At 60.8% G+C, this 16,332-nt stretch carries 12 protein-coding genes; 7 read left to right on the plus strand and 5 right to left on the minus strand.

Features of this window, described 5'->3' with window-relative positions; genetic code table 11:
- The first annotated feature begins 115 nt into the window (after window positions 1–115).
- Window positions 116–874 carry a hypothetical protein gene (locus GOB81_RS01250; RefSeq protein ID WP_173568552.1) on the plus strand — a complete coding sequence of 253 codons (759 nt, stop codon included), beginning with the start codon at window positions 116–118 and terminating at the stop codon, window positions 872–874.
- A gap of 51 nt (window positions 875–925) precedes the next feature.
- Here the strand turns inward: GOB81_RS01250 and GOB81_RS01255 are convergent, their stop codons facing one another.
- On the minus strand, window positions 926–1,861 hold the full coding sequence (locus GOB81_RS01255) for a DnaJ C-terminal domain-containing protein (RefSeq protein ID WP_173568553.1): 936 nt from the start codon (window positions 1,859–1,861) through the stop codon (window positions 926–928).
- Window positions 1,858–2,025, minus strand: a complete 168-nt coding sequence (locus GOB81_RS01260; protein WP_173568554.1) for a hypothetical protein — start codon at window positions 2,023–2,025, stop codon at window positions 1,858–1,860. The genes GOB81_RS01255 and GOB81_RS01260 overlap by 4 nt, the downstream gene beginning before the upstream one ends.
- 311 nt (window positions 2,026–2,336) lie before the next feature.
- On the opposite strand from GOB81_RS01260, the gene GOB81_RS01265 reads away from it, so the two are divergent.
- Complete coding sequence (locus GOB81_RS01265) at window positions 2,337–4,136, plus strand: Na+/H+ antiporter (protein ID WP_173568555.1); 1,800 nt, start codon at window positions 2,337–2,339, stop codon at window positions 4,134–4,136.
- Between the two features lie 589 nt (window positions 4,137–4,725).
- The gene (locus GOB81_RS01270; protein WP_173568556.1) at window positions 4,726–5,187 is read left to right on the plus strand and encodes a hypothetical protein; all 462 of its coding nucleotides are present in this window, start codon (window positions 4,726–4,728) and stop codon (window positions 5,185–5,187) included.
- A gap of 230 nt (window positions 5,188–5,417) precedes the next feature.
- Here the strand turns inward: GOB81_RS01270 and aspS are convergent, their stop codons facing one another.
- A complete protein-coding gene (gene aspS / locus GOB81_RS01275) occupies window positions 5,418–7,229 on the minus strand; it encodes an aspartate--tRNA ligase (protein ID WP_173568557.1) in 1,812 nt (603 codons plus the stop codon).
- 268 nt (window positions 7,230–7,497) lie between these two features.
- Here aspS and GOB81_RS01280 point away from each other — a divergent pair, with 268 nt between their 5' ends.
- The gene (locus GOB81_RS01280; RefSeq protein WP_173568558.1) at window positions 7,498–8,916 is read left to right on the plus strand and encodes an FAD-binding oxidoreductase; all 1,419 of its coding nucleotides are present in this window, start codon (window positions 7,498–7,500) and stop codon (window positions 8,914–8,916) included.
- Window positions 8,916–9,548, plus strand: coding sequence for a 5,6-dimethylbenzimidazole synthase (bluB, locus tag GOB81_RS01285; RefSeq protein WP_173568710.1), 633 nt, complete (start codon window positions 8,916–8,918; stop codon window positions 9,546–9,548). Before GOB81_RS01280 ends, bluB begins: the two co-directional genes overlap by 1 nt.
- A gap of 12 nt (window positions 9,549–9,560) precedes the next feature.
- Here the strand turns inward: bluB and GOB81_RS01290 are convergent, their stop codons facing one another.
- On the minus strand, window positions 9,561–11,036 hold the full coding sequence (locus GOB81_RS01290) for a lipopolysaccharide biosynthesis protein (RefSeq protein ID WP_173568559.1): 1,476 nt from the start codon (window positions 11,034–11,036) through the stop codon (window positions 9,561–9,563).
- Between the two features lie 151 nt (window positions 11,037–11,187).
- The gene (gene lepA, locus GOB81_RS01295) at window positions 11,188–12,993 is read right to left on the minus strand and encodes a translation elongation factor 4 (RefSeq protein WP_173568560.1); all 1,806 of its coding nucleotides are present in this window, start codon (window positions 12,991–12,993) and stop codon (window positions 11,188–11,190) included.
- 199 nt (window positions 12,994–13,192) lie between these two features.
- Here lepA and GOB81_RS01300 point away from each other — a divergent pair, with 199 nt between their 5' ends.
- A complete protein-coding gene (locus GOB81_RS01300) occupies window positions 13,193–14,968 on the plus strand; it encodes a M3 family oligoendopeptidase (RefSeq protein ID WP_242009985.1) in 1,776 nt (591 codons plus the stop codon).
- Window positions 14,969–14,971: 3 nt separating this feature from the next.
- A complete protein-coding gene (locus tag GOB81_RS01305) occupies window positions 14,972–16,327 on the plus strand; it encodes an ABC1 kinase family protein (RefSeq protein WP_173568561.1) in 1,356 nt (451 codons plus the stop codon).
- The last annotated feature ends 5 nt before the right edge of the window (window positions 16,328–16,332 follow it).

The following is a 16,332-nucleotide window of genomic DNA, read 5'->3' on the forward strand; positions in this document are numbered from 1 at the left end:
CCCCCCTTCTGGCGGTGCAGGGCGAGATGGGTGATGATGAGGCGATCTGGCGCCCGCCTCGACCTTCCCGGGTCGCACGCGGCGTCAGGGCGTTCTTTCGGAGCGTTTGTCGGATATGTCTCTCGCAATTCCTGACTGGCTGCCTCTTTGGGCCCAGTTTCTCATTCTGGGAATCGGGCTCGTCATTCTGGTGGCGTTCCTGCTGATGCCTTTCGCCGTTTACGGTGTGAAAGGCCGCCTCAGCGAGATCGAACTTCAGCTTGAAGACGTTCGTGCAGACCTGCGCGTCATCACCATGCGGCTGGGTGCTCTGACGTCCGAAGCAGCCGAGAAGCCTCGCAAAGTGGTTTCAGCGCCGAAAACGGAATGGACGCCCCCTCCCGCGCCCGAGCAGGCCGCCGAGCCGGAGTTCCGGGCGCAGCCGCCACGACCGCGTGCGACGGGTCTGGCTCCTTCTCCCCTTCTGCCGCCGGACATACTGGAAATGCCTTCCAGTGTGGAACCACCGAAAGCGGCCGAACCCGACCAGAAACCGGATATCCCGCAAACACCGGAAACAGCACCTCGTGTTTTTCCGGCTAAGCGGATGGATACCAGCGGTGGTCCCGTCCCTGTTCCGAGAGTATCGGATGCCTACGAACCGGGACCGGTGCGACCGCCTGAACTGCGCGCCACACGTCCCGACGCCCCTCCGGCGAGTGATACAGGGTCAGGAGCAGGCGGACGCATGCCCTGGCACAATGCTCCGAAAGCACCGGATAACAGCCGCGAGTCCGACGAAGAGGAACCACGCGGCCGGGTGCCTGACGACAAGGCTGGCCGCCCTGACCGTACGGAACCGGTTCTGCGCTGGCCTTCCCGTCCGACCGAATAAGAAGCTGCTACGGAGTGCTACCCGACACACTCCGTAGCCCAGAACGCAGCCTTACTTGCTGTCTGCGGGCGCTTTCTGCTCCGAACTGGCCGCCTCCTGCGCCCGCAGGAAGTCCTTGAGTGCTTCGTCGGCCTTTCCAACATGAACTTCCAGACGGACATACATATTGCCCGCCTCCTGCTTGGCGGTAGCCTTTACGCCGCGCCCCTTCAGACGCAGGACTGAACCCGTGTCCGAATCCGGCGGAACATTCATCCGCACCGTACCGGACGGCGTGGGAACCGGGATCGAACCGCCGAGTATGACGGTTTTCAGGTCGACCGGCAGGGTCTGACGCAGATCGCGACCCTCTCGCGTGTAATGCGGATCGGGCGTGACGGTCACCGTAATCAGCGCGTCGCCAGGCGGCCCGCCCTGCACGCCTTCACCGCCCTTGCCACGAAGCCGCAGCACCTGCTCGCTTTCGATGCCCGGCGGAATGGTCACGTCCAGCATCGAACCACCGGGGAGCGATACGCGGGACTTGGTTCCGAGCACTGAATCGGCGAAGGACACCGTCAGATTACAGGCACGGTCCGGCCCCGGCTGCGGGCCGCTCGGACGACGGGCGCCGCGATTGCCGAACATGCCGCCAAACATGTCGCTGAGATCGTCGGGGGAAAAGCCGCCCGCACCACCTCCGCCCCGCTGGAAGCCACCCGCGCCCGCGCCGAAATCACGGTATCCGCCATGAGCGCCATAGCCCGGAGGAGCACGCTCCTGCCCGGTCTCGTCGATTTCGCCGCGATCGTAGCGCCCGCGCTGGGTCTCGTCGGACAGGAGATCATTCGCCATACTGATGGCCTTGAATTTCTCTTCCGCCGCCTTATCGTCGGGATTGAGATCCGGATGATATTTCTTGGCCTGATTACGATAGGCCTTGCGGATATCATCCTGACTCGCCGTTCGCGCGACACCCAGTATCTGATATGGATCGCCTGCGCTCACTCACCTTCTCCTTCTGGCGTGGTCACACCGAAACTTTCCGTCTCCAGCAGATCGAGCAGCACGGCAACCGTGACGTCCGCAGCGATACCGTTCTTTTCCCCCTCCGCAACCAGTGCGTTGAGACGGGGTTTCAGGAACATCGCCGCAGGGCCTTCGGTCGCCATTTTTCTGCTCCATAGTGCCGGAGCGGCGGATGGCCACACCGTAAAATTTTACAAAGACCGGTTCCGGGCCGCCGCATGACGCACCCGCACCGATCATCTGCGCGCAGACCGTGCATGTCTCCCATCGGACAACATGCCTCACAATCTGCACGCCCTTTATGAAAATAATGGGAACGCGTCCCCGCCGGGTCAATGGCAGGAACGGACAAGTCATTCAGAGGGCTGGTCTTTCGGTCATTTTTTTTCCATTGAGGGGCTTTCCGACAAGCCGGACACTTCTCCCCAAGCCCTAGCCTCCCGCAAGGAGCCTGATGCAGCCCGCTCTTACCGTCCTCGCCCTGCTTGCCATGACGGCGCTGACCGGCATCGTCGGGCGGATTCTGCCCGTCCGCGTTCCCCTCCCGCTCCTGCAGATCGCCGCGGGAACGCTTGTGAGCCTGATAGGCTTCGATGTTCCGCTCTCTTCGGATCTGTTCCTTCTGCTGCTGATGCCCCCGCTGCTGTTCATGGATGCCTATCGCATTTCCATGCGCGAGTTCGGGGAATTGCGGACCGTCATCCTGTCGCTGGCGATCGGTCTGGTGATTTTCAGCACGGTCGGGGGCGGCTACGCCATCCACTGGATCATGCCTGCCATTCTTCCGGCGGCGGGCATGGCGCTCGCCGCCGCCCTGTCCCCGACAGACGCGGTTTCTGTTGGCAGCTTCCTCGCCACGGCACAGGCACCGGCGAGAATCGTGCAGATCCTTGGCGGCGAGGCGCTCCTGAATGACGCCTCCGGGCTCGTCTGCTTCAAATTCGCGGTCGCCGCCGCGACTACGGGCCTGTTCTCGCTCAAGGCGGCATCCAGCAACTTCGTCTACGTCTCGCTGGGCGGCGTGCTGATCGGGGTCTGCGTGGGCTGGCTGTTCGCCCGGATGGAAATGCTGCTCATCCGGCGCGGATACGATGATCCGTCGAGCCATATCCTGATGTCGACAATGATGCCTTACGTCATCTACCTCACCGCCGATTCCGTGCACTGTTCCGGCATTCTTGCCGCCGTCGCGGGCGGCATCGCCATCAGGCTGAGCGGTGTAATGGCCGAGACGCAGATCGAGACCCGCCTGCGTGCGACCATGCTGTGGGACCAGATCACCACGACCTTCAACGGGCTGGTGTTCATCATCCTCGGCCAGCAGCTTCCCGGTCAGGTCAGTCAGGCAGCCAACATTATCCGGTCGGAAGGCCTGTCCCCGTGGGTGCTGCCGCTTGCCATGGTGGGCCTACAGGTGGCGATGAGTCTGCTACGGGCCGTCTGGATCGCGACAAACGGCTCGCTGTTCTACCTGCTCGGAAAGCTGACGCATCATCCGCAGGCGATGCCCACATGGCGCGGCGTTCTGGTGCTGACGCTGGCTGGCACGCGCGGCGCGATCACGCTAGCGGCCATCATCTCCCTGCCTTCCGAGAGCGAGATGCCCGGTCGGACCGTACTCGTCGTGCTGGCGACCGGCGTCATCATCATCTCTCTCCTGCTGGCGACGTTCGGATTGCCATGGGCGCTGAAACTTCTGCCCCGTCATGAAGGGGAGACACCGGCGCAGCGTGAACTGACGGAAACGCGGATTGCCCTTACCCGCTCGGCCATCGCAGCGCTTCAGGCCGAGCAGGCGCGGCGTCCGCCCACGGCGGCTCGTGGCAATGACGCCGTTACCCTGCTCATGAGCGAGTTCAGTGACCGGCTGGGACGTCTGGATACGAGGGGAGACGATCCGGAGGGCAAGCGCTCGGGCAGCGTACAGCGCAAACGCGAGGAACTGGCCCTGCGGCTCCGTATCCTGCGGCTTCAGCGGAACGTGCTTCGTAATTTGCTGCAGGACCAGAACATCAACGATGTGACCGAGCGGGCGATCGGGCGGCAACTCGATTTTCAGGAGCAGGAACTGCAGATGGAAGCCGGTGATCTGCCGCGTCTGCCGGACGCGCCGTCTGACGCCTCGCTGATTACGGCTGATCCGACCGGCAGGATCGGGAAGGCCGCTCAGACTGACCCAAGTGCCGCGCCAGCACCGGTGAAGGAAGCTGCGGAACAGGCCGTCACTCCTTCTGTTTCCACACCGGAAACATGAGCGGCGCCTCCGAAGGCTGAAACGCAAAAAGGCGGCCTTCTCATAGGCACCCGGCTTTTTCCTGAGTCTGTTCCCGTCAAAGAGGAGGTTCACTCCTGCGGCGTAGCGGGCGGCACAGCAAATTTCGGCCTGGGCACATTGAGCACGATGTACAGTTCCTTCAGGCGCGCTCACTCAACAGTGCCAGCTGAAAGAAGACAAGGGGAAGAAAGAAACGGTCGATCCAATTCCTACAGAGAAGCTTTCGATGAGTGAGAATATTAAAGAAGGCAAAGCCCCGCCCACATGCGAAACAGCCTGATCGATTAATTTGTCTATTCCATGAACAGATTTCATCTGTCTGTTAGAGAGTTGTCGAAAAATAAAAATTTATCTCTTATTCTCTAAAATTTTATTTCACCCCTGCCGGACTTTTAAATAGTTGCAAAGGTATTTTACACTCCATCCACTACATATATATAGATTTAATAACTTCACTGTTATTTTGTTGAGCGAATTAATCATTTATTTTTATTTTTATACAAAACGAATGAAGATCAAAACACTCAAGCCCAATACGGGATCTTGAGAGCAAATAAAGGGTGACACAGTGGTAAAAAAAATTATTCTCTCAGTGAGTCTATGTTTTTTTCTTAGTGCCTGCGTACAATCTCATGCTGACTTCCTTGACGACAGAACAGCTATAATTTCCGGGAGAGGAACCGCTTTCGATGATTCAGCAGGAGTTAGACACGAGATATATCTAAAAGCAGCCAAGCTAGCTGAAAAACACGGCTATCAATATTTTATGATAATTGAAGATCATCGCGGCATCAGTCGTTCATATTGGACTCAGCCTGCCCAAACCGTTTCATCAGGAAGCGTAAGTGCTTACGGCAATACAGCATATTATAACGGATCAAGTGTCACTACTCCTGCCTCCACAACAGAATTTCATAAACCAATAGAAGAAACGACAGTAAAATTTTATCATGAAGGTGAAATTGACCCCGCCACCCCCAATCTTTGGGATGCCCGCAGAGTTCTGGCCGCAAATAAGAGTTCTGAGTAAGAAAATATTTGGAATTATAACAATCTTATTTAACACAAAAATATAGATATATAGAACTTGAGCGCAAACTATACTTTCTGCGCTTCTTGTGGTTTTACAATTTCTCTAACCAATCTGCCAATGTCCGGCTTTCAAAAAAAACACCTCTCAAATACCACAACCACAAAAAAAGCCGGGAACAAATCTGTTCCCGGCTTCCTAACTTACCCCTCTACAAAAACACTACAGCCTCACTCCTCCGTCGCCGCATCGGTTTTCACGACGACCTTCGGCTTGGGCAGGTTGAGCGCGAGGGACAGTTCTTTCAGACGCGCAGGCTCGACGGTAGACGGAGCCCCCATCATCAGATCCTCGCCCTGCTGGTTCAGCGGGAAGAGAATGACCTCGCGGATGTTCGGCTCGTCGGCCAGCAGCATGACCATGCGATCCACGCCGGGTGCTGCGCCACCATGCGGCGGTGCGCCGAAGCGGAAAGCGTTGAGCATGCCGCCGAACTGCTCCTCGACCACGCTCTCCGGATAACCGGCGATCTCAAAGGCGCGGATCATCAGGTCCGGCAGGTGGTTACGGATCGCGCCGGATGACAGCTCGATGCCGTTGCAGACGATGTCGTACTGGAAGGCATTGATCTCGAGCGGGTTCTTCGTGTTGAGCCCCTCAAGACCACCCTGCGGCATGGAGAACGGGTTGTGGGAGAAGTCGATCTGCCCGCTTTCCTCGTTCATCTCATACATCGGGAAATCGACGATCCAGCAGAAGCGGAACTCGCCTTCTTCGATCAACTCCAGTTCCGTGGCGACACGTGTGCGCACGAGCCCCGAGAACTTCGCAACCTCGTCGCCCTTGCCTGCGGCAAAGAACACGGCGTCACCAGCTTTGAGACCCAGCTTCTCACGGATGGCGATCACCCGATCGGCTTCGAGATTCTTGGCGATCGGCCCCTTGCCGCCTTCCTCGTCGAACTGGATATAGCCGAGGCCACCAGCGCCGCTCTCGCGCGCCCAGTTGTTCAGCTTGTCGAAGAAGCCACGCGGTTTCGGGCCTGCACCGGGAGCCGGAATGGCGCGGATTTCACCACCGGAAGCCGCGATCTTGGCAAACAGGCCAAAGGACGAACCCGCAAACTGTTCGGTGACGTTGGCGATCTTCAGCGGGTTACGCAGGTCGGGCTTGTCGGAGCCATAGACCGCCATCGCTTCAGCGTAAGGAATACGCGGGAACGGCGCGGGCGTGACGGCGCGGCCATTGCTGAACTCGCGGAACACGCCTTCCATGACTGGCTCAAGCGTGGCGAATACTTCTTCCTGCGTGGCGAAGGCCATCTCGAAATCGAGCTGGTAGAACTCGCCAGGGCTGCGGTCGGCACGGGCAGCCTCGTCACGGAAGCAGGGGGCGATCTGGAAATACCGGTCGAAACCCGCAACCATGGCAAGTTGCTTGAACTGCTGCGGAGCCTGCGGGAGCGCATAGAACTTGCCAGGATGCAGACGGGACGGCACGAGGAAGTCACGCGCGCCTTCCGGCGAAGAGGCCGTGAGGATCGGTGTCTGGAACTCGGTGAAGCCCTGCTCGATCATGCGGCGGCGCAGGCTGGCGATGATTTTGGAACGCAGCAGAATGTTGCGGTGGATCTTATCCCGGCGCAGATCGAGATAGCGGTATTTGAGACGTAGCTCTTCGCCGTAATGCTCGTTGCCTGCCACCTGAAGCGGCAGCACGGCGGCAGCGGACTGCACCGTGAACTCTTTCGCCCGCAGTTCGATGTCGCCGGTCGGCAGGTTCGGGTTGCGGGTTGCGTCCTCACGCAGCACGACCTCGCCCGTCACGGTAATGACGCTCTCGACGCGGGTTTCCTCGGCCACGGGCATGACAGGGGATTCAGCGGGGATGACGATCTGCGTCAGGCCGTCCTGATCGCGCAGATCGATGAACAGCAGGCCACCGTGATCGCGCTTGCTGTGAACCCAGCCGGACAGGCGCACAGTCTTCCCGGCGTCTTCGGCCCGGAGGGCGGCGCAGCTATGAGTGCGATACGGATGCATGATGGTGTCCTGCCCGGCTGAAAGCGAAACGGAAGCGGGTCGGGACTGCCCGGCCACCGGACGCGTGGTGGAGAATCAGGGGCGGAGGAAGCCGCCCGCAGGCTGTTCTGTCAAGTCTGGAGAGGCGTCCGCCCCGTGAAGCATGGACACGGCCGCCTGCTTTCGACTGAACGCAGAACTGTCGAAAGCAGGCATGGCAGTGGGCCAGATTCGACGCTAAAAGCATCAGTTCTTTTTTGCTTCCCTTCCCTGCTTCAGGCTGTCCGCCATGTCCGAAACCCCGCTTTCCCCCGCTTTCCGCGCCAAGACTGTGCTGTCCCACCTGCGCGAGACAATGTCCGCACAGGTCAGCACGGTTGAATCCGTGCGCGTGGAACACAGCCACGGCGAGGCGCTGGATGCCGCTTGCCTGCCCGTTGCTGTGGTGTTCGCGGAAAGCACAGCGGATGTTTCCACGGTTCTGCGGCTCTGCCACGAACATCGCGTGCCGGTTGTCGCGTTCGGGGCGGGCACGTCTGTCGAAGGCCATGTCACACCGCCGGAACACGGGATCAGCCTTGATCTCTCCCGCATGAAGGAGATCGTGCAGTTCAATGCCGAGGATCTGGACTGCCGGGTGCAGGCCGGGCTGACGCGACAGGAACTGAACCTCCGCATCCGGGATTCCGGCCTGTTTTTCCCCGTCGATCCCGGTGGTGAGGCCACGCTGGGCGGCATGTGCGCCACCCGCGCCTCCGGCACCGCCGCCGTGAAATACGGGACGATGAAGGAAAACGTGCTGGGCCTGACCGTCGTGCTGGCGACCGGGGAGGTCATCCGCACAGGTGGGCGCGTCCGCAAGTCTTCCACAGGCTACGACCTGACATCGCTGTTCGTGGGATCGGAAGGCACGCTCGGGATCATCACCGAGATCCAGTTGCGTCTTTACGGATTGCCGGAAGCCATTGCCGCCGCTGTCTGCCAGTTCGAAACGGTGGACGATGCCGTCCGTACCGCCGTCGAATTGATCCAGTATGGGATTCCCGTCGCCCGTGTCGAACTGGCCGACGAGGTGCAGATGGCGGCCTGCATCGCTTATTCCCATCTGGATGAACTGCGGCCGTTGCCCACCCTGTTTTTCGAGTTTTCCGGCGGTCCTGCAGCCGTCCGCGAGCAGGTCGAGGCCACGGAGGGCATCGCCCGCGAGAACCGGGGGCTCGGCTTTACATGGGCCGACACACCGGAAGAGCGGAGCCGCTTGTGGAAGGCGCGCCACAATGCCTACTGGGCCGCTCGGGCCATCGACCACACGGCGCTGGTCATTTCCACTGACTGTATCGTGCCGATCTCGCGGCTTGCGGAACTGATCGACGGCGTGCGTCAGGACGTCGCCGTCTCCGGCCTCCGTGCGGCAATGGTCGGGCATGTCGGCGACGGCAATTTTCACACGCTCATCCTCACCGACCCCACACCCGAGGGCCGGAGACGGCTGCTCGATCTGGACCGTCAGATCGTCGGGCGGGCTCTGGCGCTCGGTGGCTCATGCAGCGGCGAACATGGGGTGGGCATCGGCAAGCAGGAATTTCTGGAAGCCGAGCATGGTGCGGGCGCGCTCAGTGTCATGCGGGCGCTCAAACAGACGATGGACCCCCATGACATCCTCAATCCCCGCAAGCTGTTGCCACCGGGCGAGGTCTATCGGGGTTGATGATACCGACCGCCACGCAAGCCAGCGCCACGCTGGAGGAGATATTCCGCTGGAGACGGGACGTGCGGCATTTCCGTCCCGAACCCGTGGATGAAGCGACGCTCGACGATCTTCTCCGATCCGCGAGCATGGCGCCTTCCGTTGGGCTGAGTGAACCCTGGCGCTTTCTGTCCGTGGATGAGCCTGGTCGGCGGGATGCGGTGCGGGCCATTTTCGCCAGTTGTCAGGCGGCTGCACTGACCGAACGCGCAGGTCAGGACGCAGCGCTCTATGCCCGACTGAAACTGGCGGGGCTGGATGATGCGCCCCACCAGATTGCAGTTTTTTCGGTCGAAAATCCCGAGCAGGGGCGCGGCCTTGGCCGGGGGACCATGCCCGACACGACCGTGTGGTCCACCGTCATGGCGGTCCATAATTTCTGGCTGGCCGCCGCCGCTCGCGGGATTGGGGTGGGATGGGTTTCCATCCTTGAGGCGGAGGCTGTCCGGCTGACGCTCGACGTCCCGACCTCATGGCGTTTCGTGGCGTATCTGTGCGTCGGCTATCCCGTCGAACGCAGTGACACGCCGGAACTGGAGCGGCTGGGATGGGAGCAACGACAGGCAGCGTGCCGGGAGTGGGTCAGACGGTGACGCCGTCGCCTGTCACCGCTTCCTGAGCTTTCCACCGAACCGGTTCACGATCTCCCGGAACATCTCCGGCCGGAAGACGGCCAGCAGCGCCGGGTAAAGCACACATGTAACGACGCCGATCACCATGCATTCCATGAAATCGTTGCCATGGAACAGGCTTGTCTGGGCGAGGAACATGCCCGCCCCGACAGAGATGCAGGCGAAGAGCAGCGGCAGGAAATAGAACTCCGCCACCGTTGCAAACGGCACGCCCGCGCCGATCATCACCATGTATGACATCGCCGGCGGCCAGATGAAATAATACACGGCAACGGCCAGCGCGACGCCCATGACATCATCCAGATAAGCGCCGATGCCCACCATGATGTAAAAAAGAGGCAGCGCGATGAACTGGTAGCGGCAGGAACGGGTGAACTCCCGTCGCGCACTCAGAAGCGATCCGGTGATCCAGCTGATGGCGTCGAACGGCAGGCCGATGCTGAGGATGACCACGTAAGGGACCGCAGGCATCCAGCGCTCGCCGAACAGCAGATGCAGCCCCGGTTTCGCCAGTCCGGCCTGCAGAAAGCAGAACGGCATGACGAGATATCCAAGCAGGCGGCAGGCGCGCACGACGGCGTCGATCTGACGGGCCGGCTCGTTACGAAAGTGCGTGAGTGCCGGGAACACGACGTTGCTGACATTTCCTGCCAGCATACGGACGGGCTGGGCGGCGAAACGGAAAGCGAAGAAGTAGTAGCCGACCGTCATCTTCGAAGCGATCAGGCCGAGGACGATGTAATCGCCCTGATTGATGAACTCGATGCAGGTGCGGCTCAGCAGGATGAGCGTGCTGTTCCCCAGCAGGTACCGGGCCTGCACTTTGCGATACCGCCCTTTGGTGAAGGGAGCGGCCCGTTTCCACAACCAGGCGGTGCGCAGGACGGCGACCACGGAATAAGGGATGGCAAAGGCGTAGGCCCCGGTCCCCATTGCCGCGAGGATGATGGTCAGCACCTGCAACGCCACGATTTCGAACGTGTTGCAGGCGGCGAGAAACCGGAAATCCATTTGCGCCCGGATTTTCACCGCCGACACGGTTCCGAGCGCACGCAAAGGTGTGGACAGCGCAATGGCGACGATAAGGCCGACGAGACTGGGGGAGTGGTACCAGTGGGCGGCAAAAGGCGCGAGAACGAACATGGCGAACATGCCGATCACGCTGACGCCGAGGCACATCCAGAAAGCGAGCGGCTCCCACCGCGTCATGGTTTTCTGACGCTGGAGAAGGACATCATCGATTCCGAAGCCGATGAGCGAATTGGCGATCGTGGTAACGGTCAGCGCGAGGCCGATCGCTCCGAAATCTTCCGGCAGCAGCAGTCTCGCCAGAACGAGCTGCGAGATAAAACCGACTCCGCGTGAGGCAAGGCTCTGAACGACGAGCCAGAGGAAGCCGCTGGTCGCGGCTTTCCCGACTCCGGAGGGTGCTGAGGTGTTTGACGTCATGATGCGGAACGATCCCCCATCGGAATACATCCAGCCTTTTTAGACGTCATCAGCTCCCGCCCCCTTTACCACGCAGCGCAAGTCACCACGTTTCAGGCTGTCACGGAAGCCCTTTTCCCCACCTGACGTGTCCTCGCTCTGAAAACGGGCCTCAGCGATCCATTTTCAGAGCGGCGAGGAACGCGCTCTGCGGAATTTCGACCTTGCCGAACTGCCGCATCCGCTTCTTGCCCTCTTTCTGCTTCTCCAGCAGCTTGCGCTTACGGGAGATATCGCCGCCGTAGCACTTCGCCGTCACGTCCTTGGACAGCGCGCCGATGGTCTCACGAGCGATCACGCGGGCGCCGATAGCGGCCTGAATGGCGATCTTGAAGAGCTGACGGGGAATCAGGTCCTTGAGACGGGCGCAGATGGCGCGCCCCCGGCTCTCGGCGGCGGCACGGTGAGCGATGAAGGACAGCGCGTCCACCGGCTCCTGATTGACGAGAATGGAGATCCGCACGAGGTCGCTCTCCTCGTAGCCATCCATCTGATAGTCGAAACTGGCGTAGCCGCGCGTCAGGGACTTCAGGCGATCATAGAAATCGAACACCACTTCATTGAGCGGCAGGCGGTAGATCGCCATCGCACGGTTGCCGACATAGGTGAGATCAACCTGCACACCACGTCGTTCGGTGCAGAGCGTCAGCACCGCCCCGAGATATTCGTCGGGCACCATGATCGTGGCCTTGATCCAGGGCTCTTCGATATATTCGATCTTCAGAGGGTCCGGCATGTCGGCCGGGTTGTGCAGATCCTCTTCCGTGCCGTCATTCATCTTCAGGTGATAGACAACGGACGGGGCGGTCGCGATCAGGTCGAGATCGAACTCGCGGGACAGGCGCTCCTGAATGATCTCAAGATGCAGCAGCCCGAGGAAACCGCAGCGGAACCCGAAGCCGAGGGCGGCGGACGTCTCGGCCTCATAATGGAACGAAGCATCGTTCAGACGCAGCTTGCCGAGGCTGTCACGCAACTTGTCGAAATCGTCGGAATTGACCGGAAAGAGACCACACCACACCACCGGAATGGACGGTTTGAAGCCCGCAAGCGGCGCGGCTGCGGGCTTGCGGTCGTCGGTGATGGTGTCACCCACGTTACAGTCGGCGACGGTCTTGATGGCAGCGTTGATGTAACCCATCTCACCCGGCCCGAGATCATCCACCGGGACCATGCGCGGCGCGAACACCCCGACCTGATCGACCAGATGAGTCACACCCGAGGACATCATGCGGATGCGCATGCCTCTCTTCAGGCGGCCTTCCTTGATGCGGACGAGGATGATGACGCCGAGATAGGCGTCGTACCAACTGTCCACCAGCATCGCCTTGAGCGGCAGGTCAGCGTCACCCGTCGGCGGTGGCAGACGTGTGACGACGGCTTCCAGCACACCTTCGATGTTAATCCCGGTCTTGGCCGAGATTTCCACGGCATTCTCGGCGTCAATGCCGATGACTTCCTCGATCTGTGCCTTGACCCGCTCCGGCTCGGCAGCGGGAAGGTCGATCTTGTTGAGAACCGGCACGATTTCGTGATTGGCATCGATGGCTTGATAGACATTGGCCAGCGTCTGCGCTTCCACGCCCTGCGATGCATCCACGACCAGCAGAGAACCTTCGCAGGCGGCAAGCGAGCGGCTGACTTCGTAGGCAAAGTCAACGTGACCCGGCGTGTCCATCAGGTTCAGGATATAGGTCTTGCCGTCTTTGGCCGGATAGGTCAGGCGCACGGTCTGCGCCTTGATGGTGATGCCGCGCTCGCGCTCCAGCTCCATGCTGTCGAGGACCTGATTGGTCATCTCGCGGGCGGTCAACGCACCGCATGCCTGTATCATCCGATCGGCAAGGGTCGATTTGCCGTGGTCGATGTGGGCGATGATCGAGAAGTTGCGGATCAGAGAAAGAGGCGTATCGGTCATGCCCGCTCCATAGGGGATAAAGCTGTAAAAGTCAGCACGGGAAACACGTGAAAAACTGCTGCCTGCGTGGAGTGCGGACGGTCTCGCCTCCTGCTCCGTGCCGCGCTACAGTCGGGGCATGGTTGATCAGGCTCCCCTTCCCTTCCCGCATGCCCGCTCCTTCGCTCCAGCCGCGCAGCTGCCCGAGAGCAGTGTCACGATGGAACAGAACGGAAAAGACATCCCGCCGCGCTGGGATCTGTCGGATCTCTATACGAATGCCGACTCGCCAGCGGTGAAGGCGGATCTGGAACGTGCCGCCGAGGAAGCAAAGGCGTTTTCCGACCGCTACAAGGGCCGCGTTCCCGCACTGTCCGGCGACGAACTGGCAGCCGCCATCGAGACCTGCCAGTCCATCAACGAAATTCTGGGTCGGCTCGGGTCCTACGCCTCGCTTTCCTTCTCGGCGGACATGACCGACCCCAATACGGGCAAATTCAGCCAGTTCGTGCGCGAGACGCTCTCCGACATCTCCACGAACCTGCTGTTCTTCACGCTGGAACTGAATCTGATCGAAGAGGATGCGCTTGCGGCGAAAATCGCCGAATCCTCCGCCCTCGCGCGCTGGCAGCCATTCCTCCACGATCACCGCATGTTCCGCCCGCACCAACTGTCCGACGAGATCGAGCAGGTGCTGCTTGAGAAGTCCGTCACGGGTGCCTCGGCATGGTGCCGCCTATTCGACGAGCAGATGAGTGCGCTCCGCGTACCGCTTGAAGGCCGTGAGATGACGCTGGGCGAGGCGCTTAACCTGATGTCGGACCCGAACCGGGCGCGCAGGGAGACTGCCGGCAAGGCCGTCGGGGCCGTTCTGCAAACCAACATCAAGCTGTTTTCGCTGATCACCAACACACTGGCGAAAGATAAAGCCGTCTCGGACAAGATGCGGCATTACCCGCGTCCTGAATCCTATCGCAACGTCGCGAACATGGTTGAAGACGACGTGGTGGACGCTCTGGTGTCAGCGGTCGTGGAGGATTTTCCGCGTCTCTCGCACCGTTATTACGGGCTGAAAGCAAAGTGGCTCGGGCTTGAGAAGCTGGAGCACTGGGACCGCAACGCACCGCTGCCCGGCATGCGCGAGAAAGAAATTCCGTGGTCCGACGCGAAATCCATCGTGCGGCATGCCTATGAAGGCTTCGATCCCTCTCTGGGCGCGATTGTCGGCGAATTCCTCGACAAACCATGGATCGACGCGGCTCCCGTGCCCGGCAAGTCATCCGGCGCTTTCGCACACCCGGTCGTGCCGTCGGTGCATCCCTACATCCTGATGAACTATCGTGGCCGCACCCGCGACGTCATGACGCTGGCGCACGAACTCGGTCACGGCATCCACCAGAAGCTGGCGGCGAAGCAGGGCTACTTCATGTCCTCGACGCCCCTCACGCTTGCCGAGACGGCCAGTGTGTTCGGGGAGATGCTGACCTTCCAGTATCTGCTCGATGCCGAGAAAGACCCCACGCAGAAGCGCCTCCTGCTCGCCTCCAAGGTAGAGGACATGCTGAACACGGTCGTGCGCCAGATCGCGTTCTACCGTTTCGAGAGCCGCGTGCATCATGCGCGCCGTGACGGCGAGTTGCTGCCGGAGCAGATCGGGGCGATCTGGCGCGACGTGCAGGTGGAAAGCCTTGGTCCGGTGTTCAACTTCACACCGGAATACGATGCTTACTGGTCTTATGTGCCCCACTTCGTGCACACGCCGTTCTATGTCTATGCCTATGCGTTTGGAGACTGCCTCGTGAACGCCCTCTATGGTGTCTATCAGCAGGGGGCTCCCGGCTTCCGCGAGAATTATCACGCGATGCTAGAAGCGGGCGGCACGAAACGCCATCGTGAACTGCTGGCGCCCTTCGGGCTGGATGCCAGCGATCCGGGGTTCTGGCGCAAGGGACTGGACGTGATTTCAGGATTTATCGATCAGCTTGAGGTGGCCTGACCCATGGCGGAAAAGGATCTCGACACCACCGGCCTATTTGGCGAATTTCGCCGCATGGTCCGCACGACCGGCACAGTGGGTGGCATCGCGGCCCGCCTTGCCGGACATAGACTGGGCCTCAAGGGCGACGGCGCGGCGCATGCGGAGGACCTGAAAGGGGTTCTGGGTGGCCTGAAAGGACCGCTGATGAAGGCCGCCCAGCTGCTCGCGACGATTCCGGGAGCCCTTCCGGACGAATACGCCACGGAACTGGCGGAACTTCAGTCGAATGCCCCGCCGATGGGCTGGAGCTTCGTGCGCCGACGCATGGCTGCGGAACTGGGGCCGGACTGGCAGAAGAATTTCCGCGAATTCGGACGCGAAGCGGCAGCGGCGGCCAGCCTCGGGCAGGTCCACAAGGGTGTCCTGCAGAATGGCGAGGTTGTGGCCTGCAAACTGCAATATCCCGATATGACCACCACCGTGGAAGCGGACCTCAAGCAGTTCCGCATGGCGATGAGCGTCTATCACAAGCTCGATAACGCCATCAAACAGGATGAGGTGATCGAGGAACTGACGGACCGGCTGCGCGAGGAGCTGGACTACAAGCGCGAAGCCGCCAACATCAAGCTCTATGGCCTCATGCTGAAGGATTCCGCCCTCGTCACCGTGCCCAAAACGGTGGATGCCCTCTGCACGCGGCGACTGCTGACCATGGAGTGGGTGAACGGCCGCGGACTTCAGAAAATTCTCGATACCAACCCGACGCAGGAAGAGCGGAACGACATGGCGCGCGCGCTGTTCGAGGCGTGGTATGTGCCCTTCTACCGCTATGGCGTGATCCACGGCGATCCCCACATGGGCAACTACACGGTGCGGGACGATCTGGGGCTCAACCTGCTTGATTTCGGCACGATCCGCGTCTTCCGGCCGCGTCTGGTGCGCGGGGTGATCGAGTTGTGCGAGGCGCTCCGGCAGAATGATGATGACCGGGCCGCCGACGCTTACAAGATGTGGGGTTTCACCAACATTTCGCACGAGACGGTCAAGGTTCTGAACGAGTGGGCGCGTTTCCTTTACGGCCCGCTGATGGAAGACCGGGTGCGCACGATCAACGAGGATGTCGAGACGGTCTTCGGACGCGACATCGCGGGCCGCGTCCATACCGGTCTCCAGCGCACCGGGGGCGTCAAGCCTCCCCGCGAATTCGTGCTGGTGGACCGCTCGGCGATCGGGCTGGGCTCCGTGTTCATGCGTCTGGGCGCGAAGCTGAACTGGTACCGGCTGTTTCAGGACCTGATCAAGGATTTCGACGAAGATACGCTCGCCGCCCGCCAACAGGAGGCTCTCAAGGCCGCAGGACTGGATCGGATGGCCTGACCTAA

The sequence above is a fragment of the Acetobacter conturbans genome, from assembly GCF_011516755.1.
Taxonomy (GTDB): domain Bacteria; phylum Pseudomonadota; class Alphaproteobacteria; order Acetobacterales; family Acetobacteraceae; genus Acetobacter; species Acetobacter conturbans.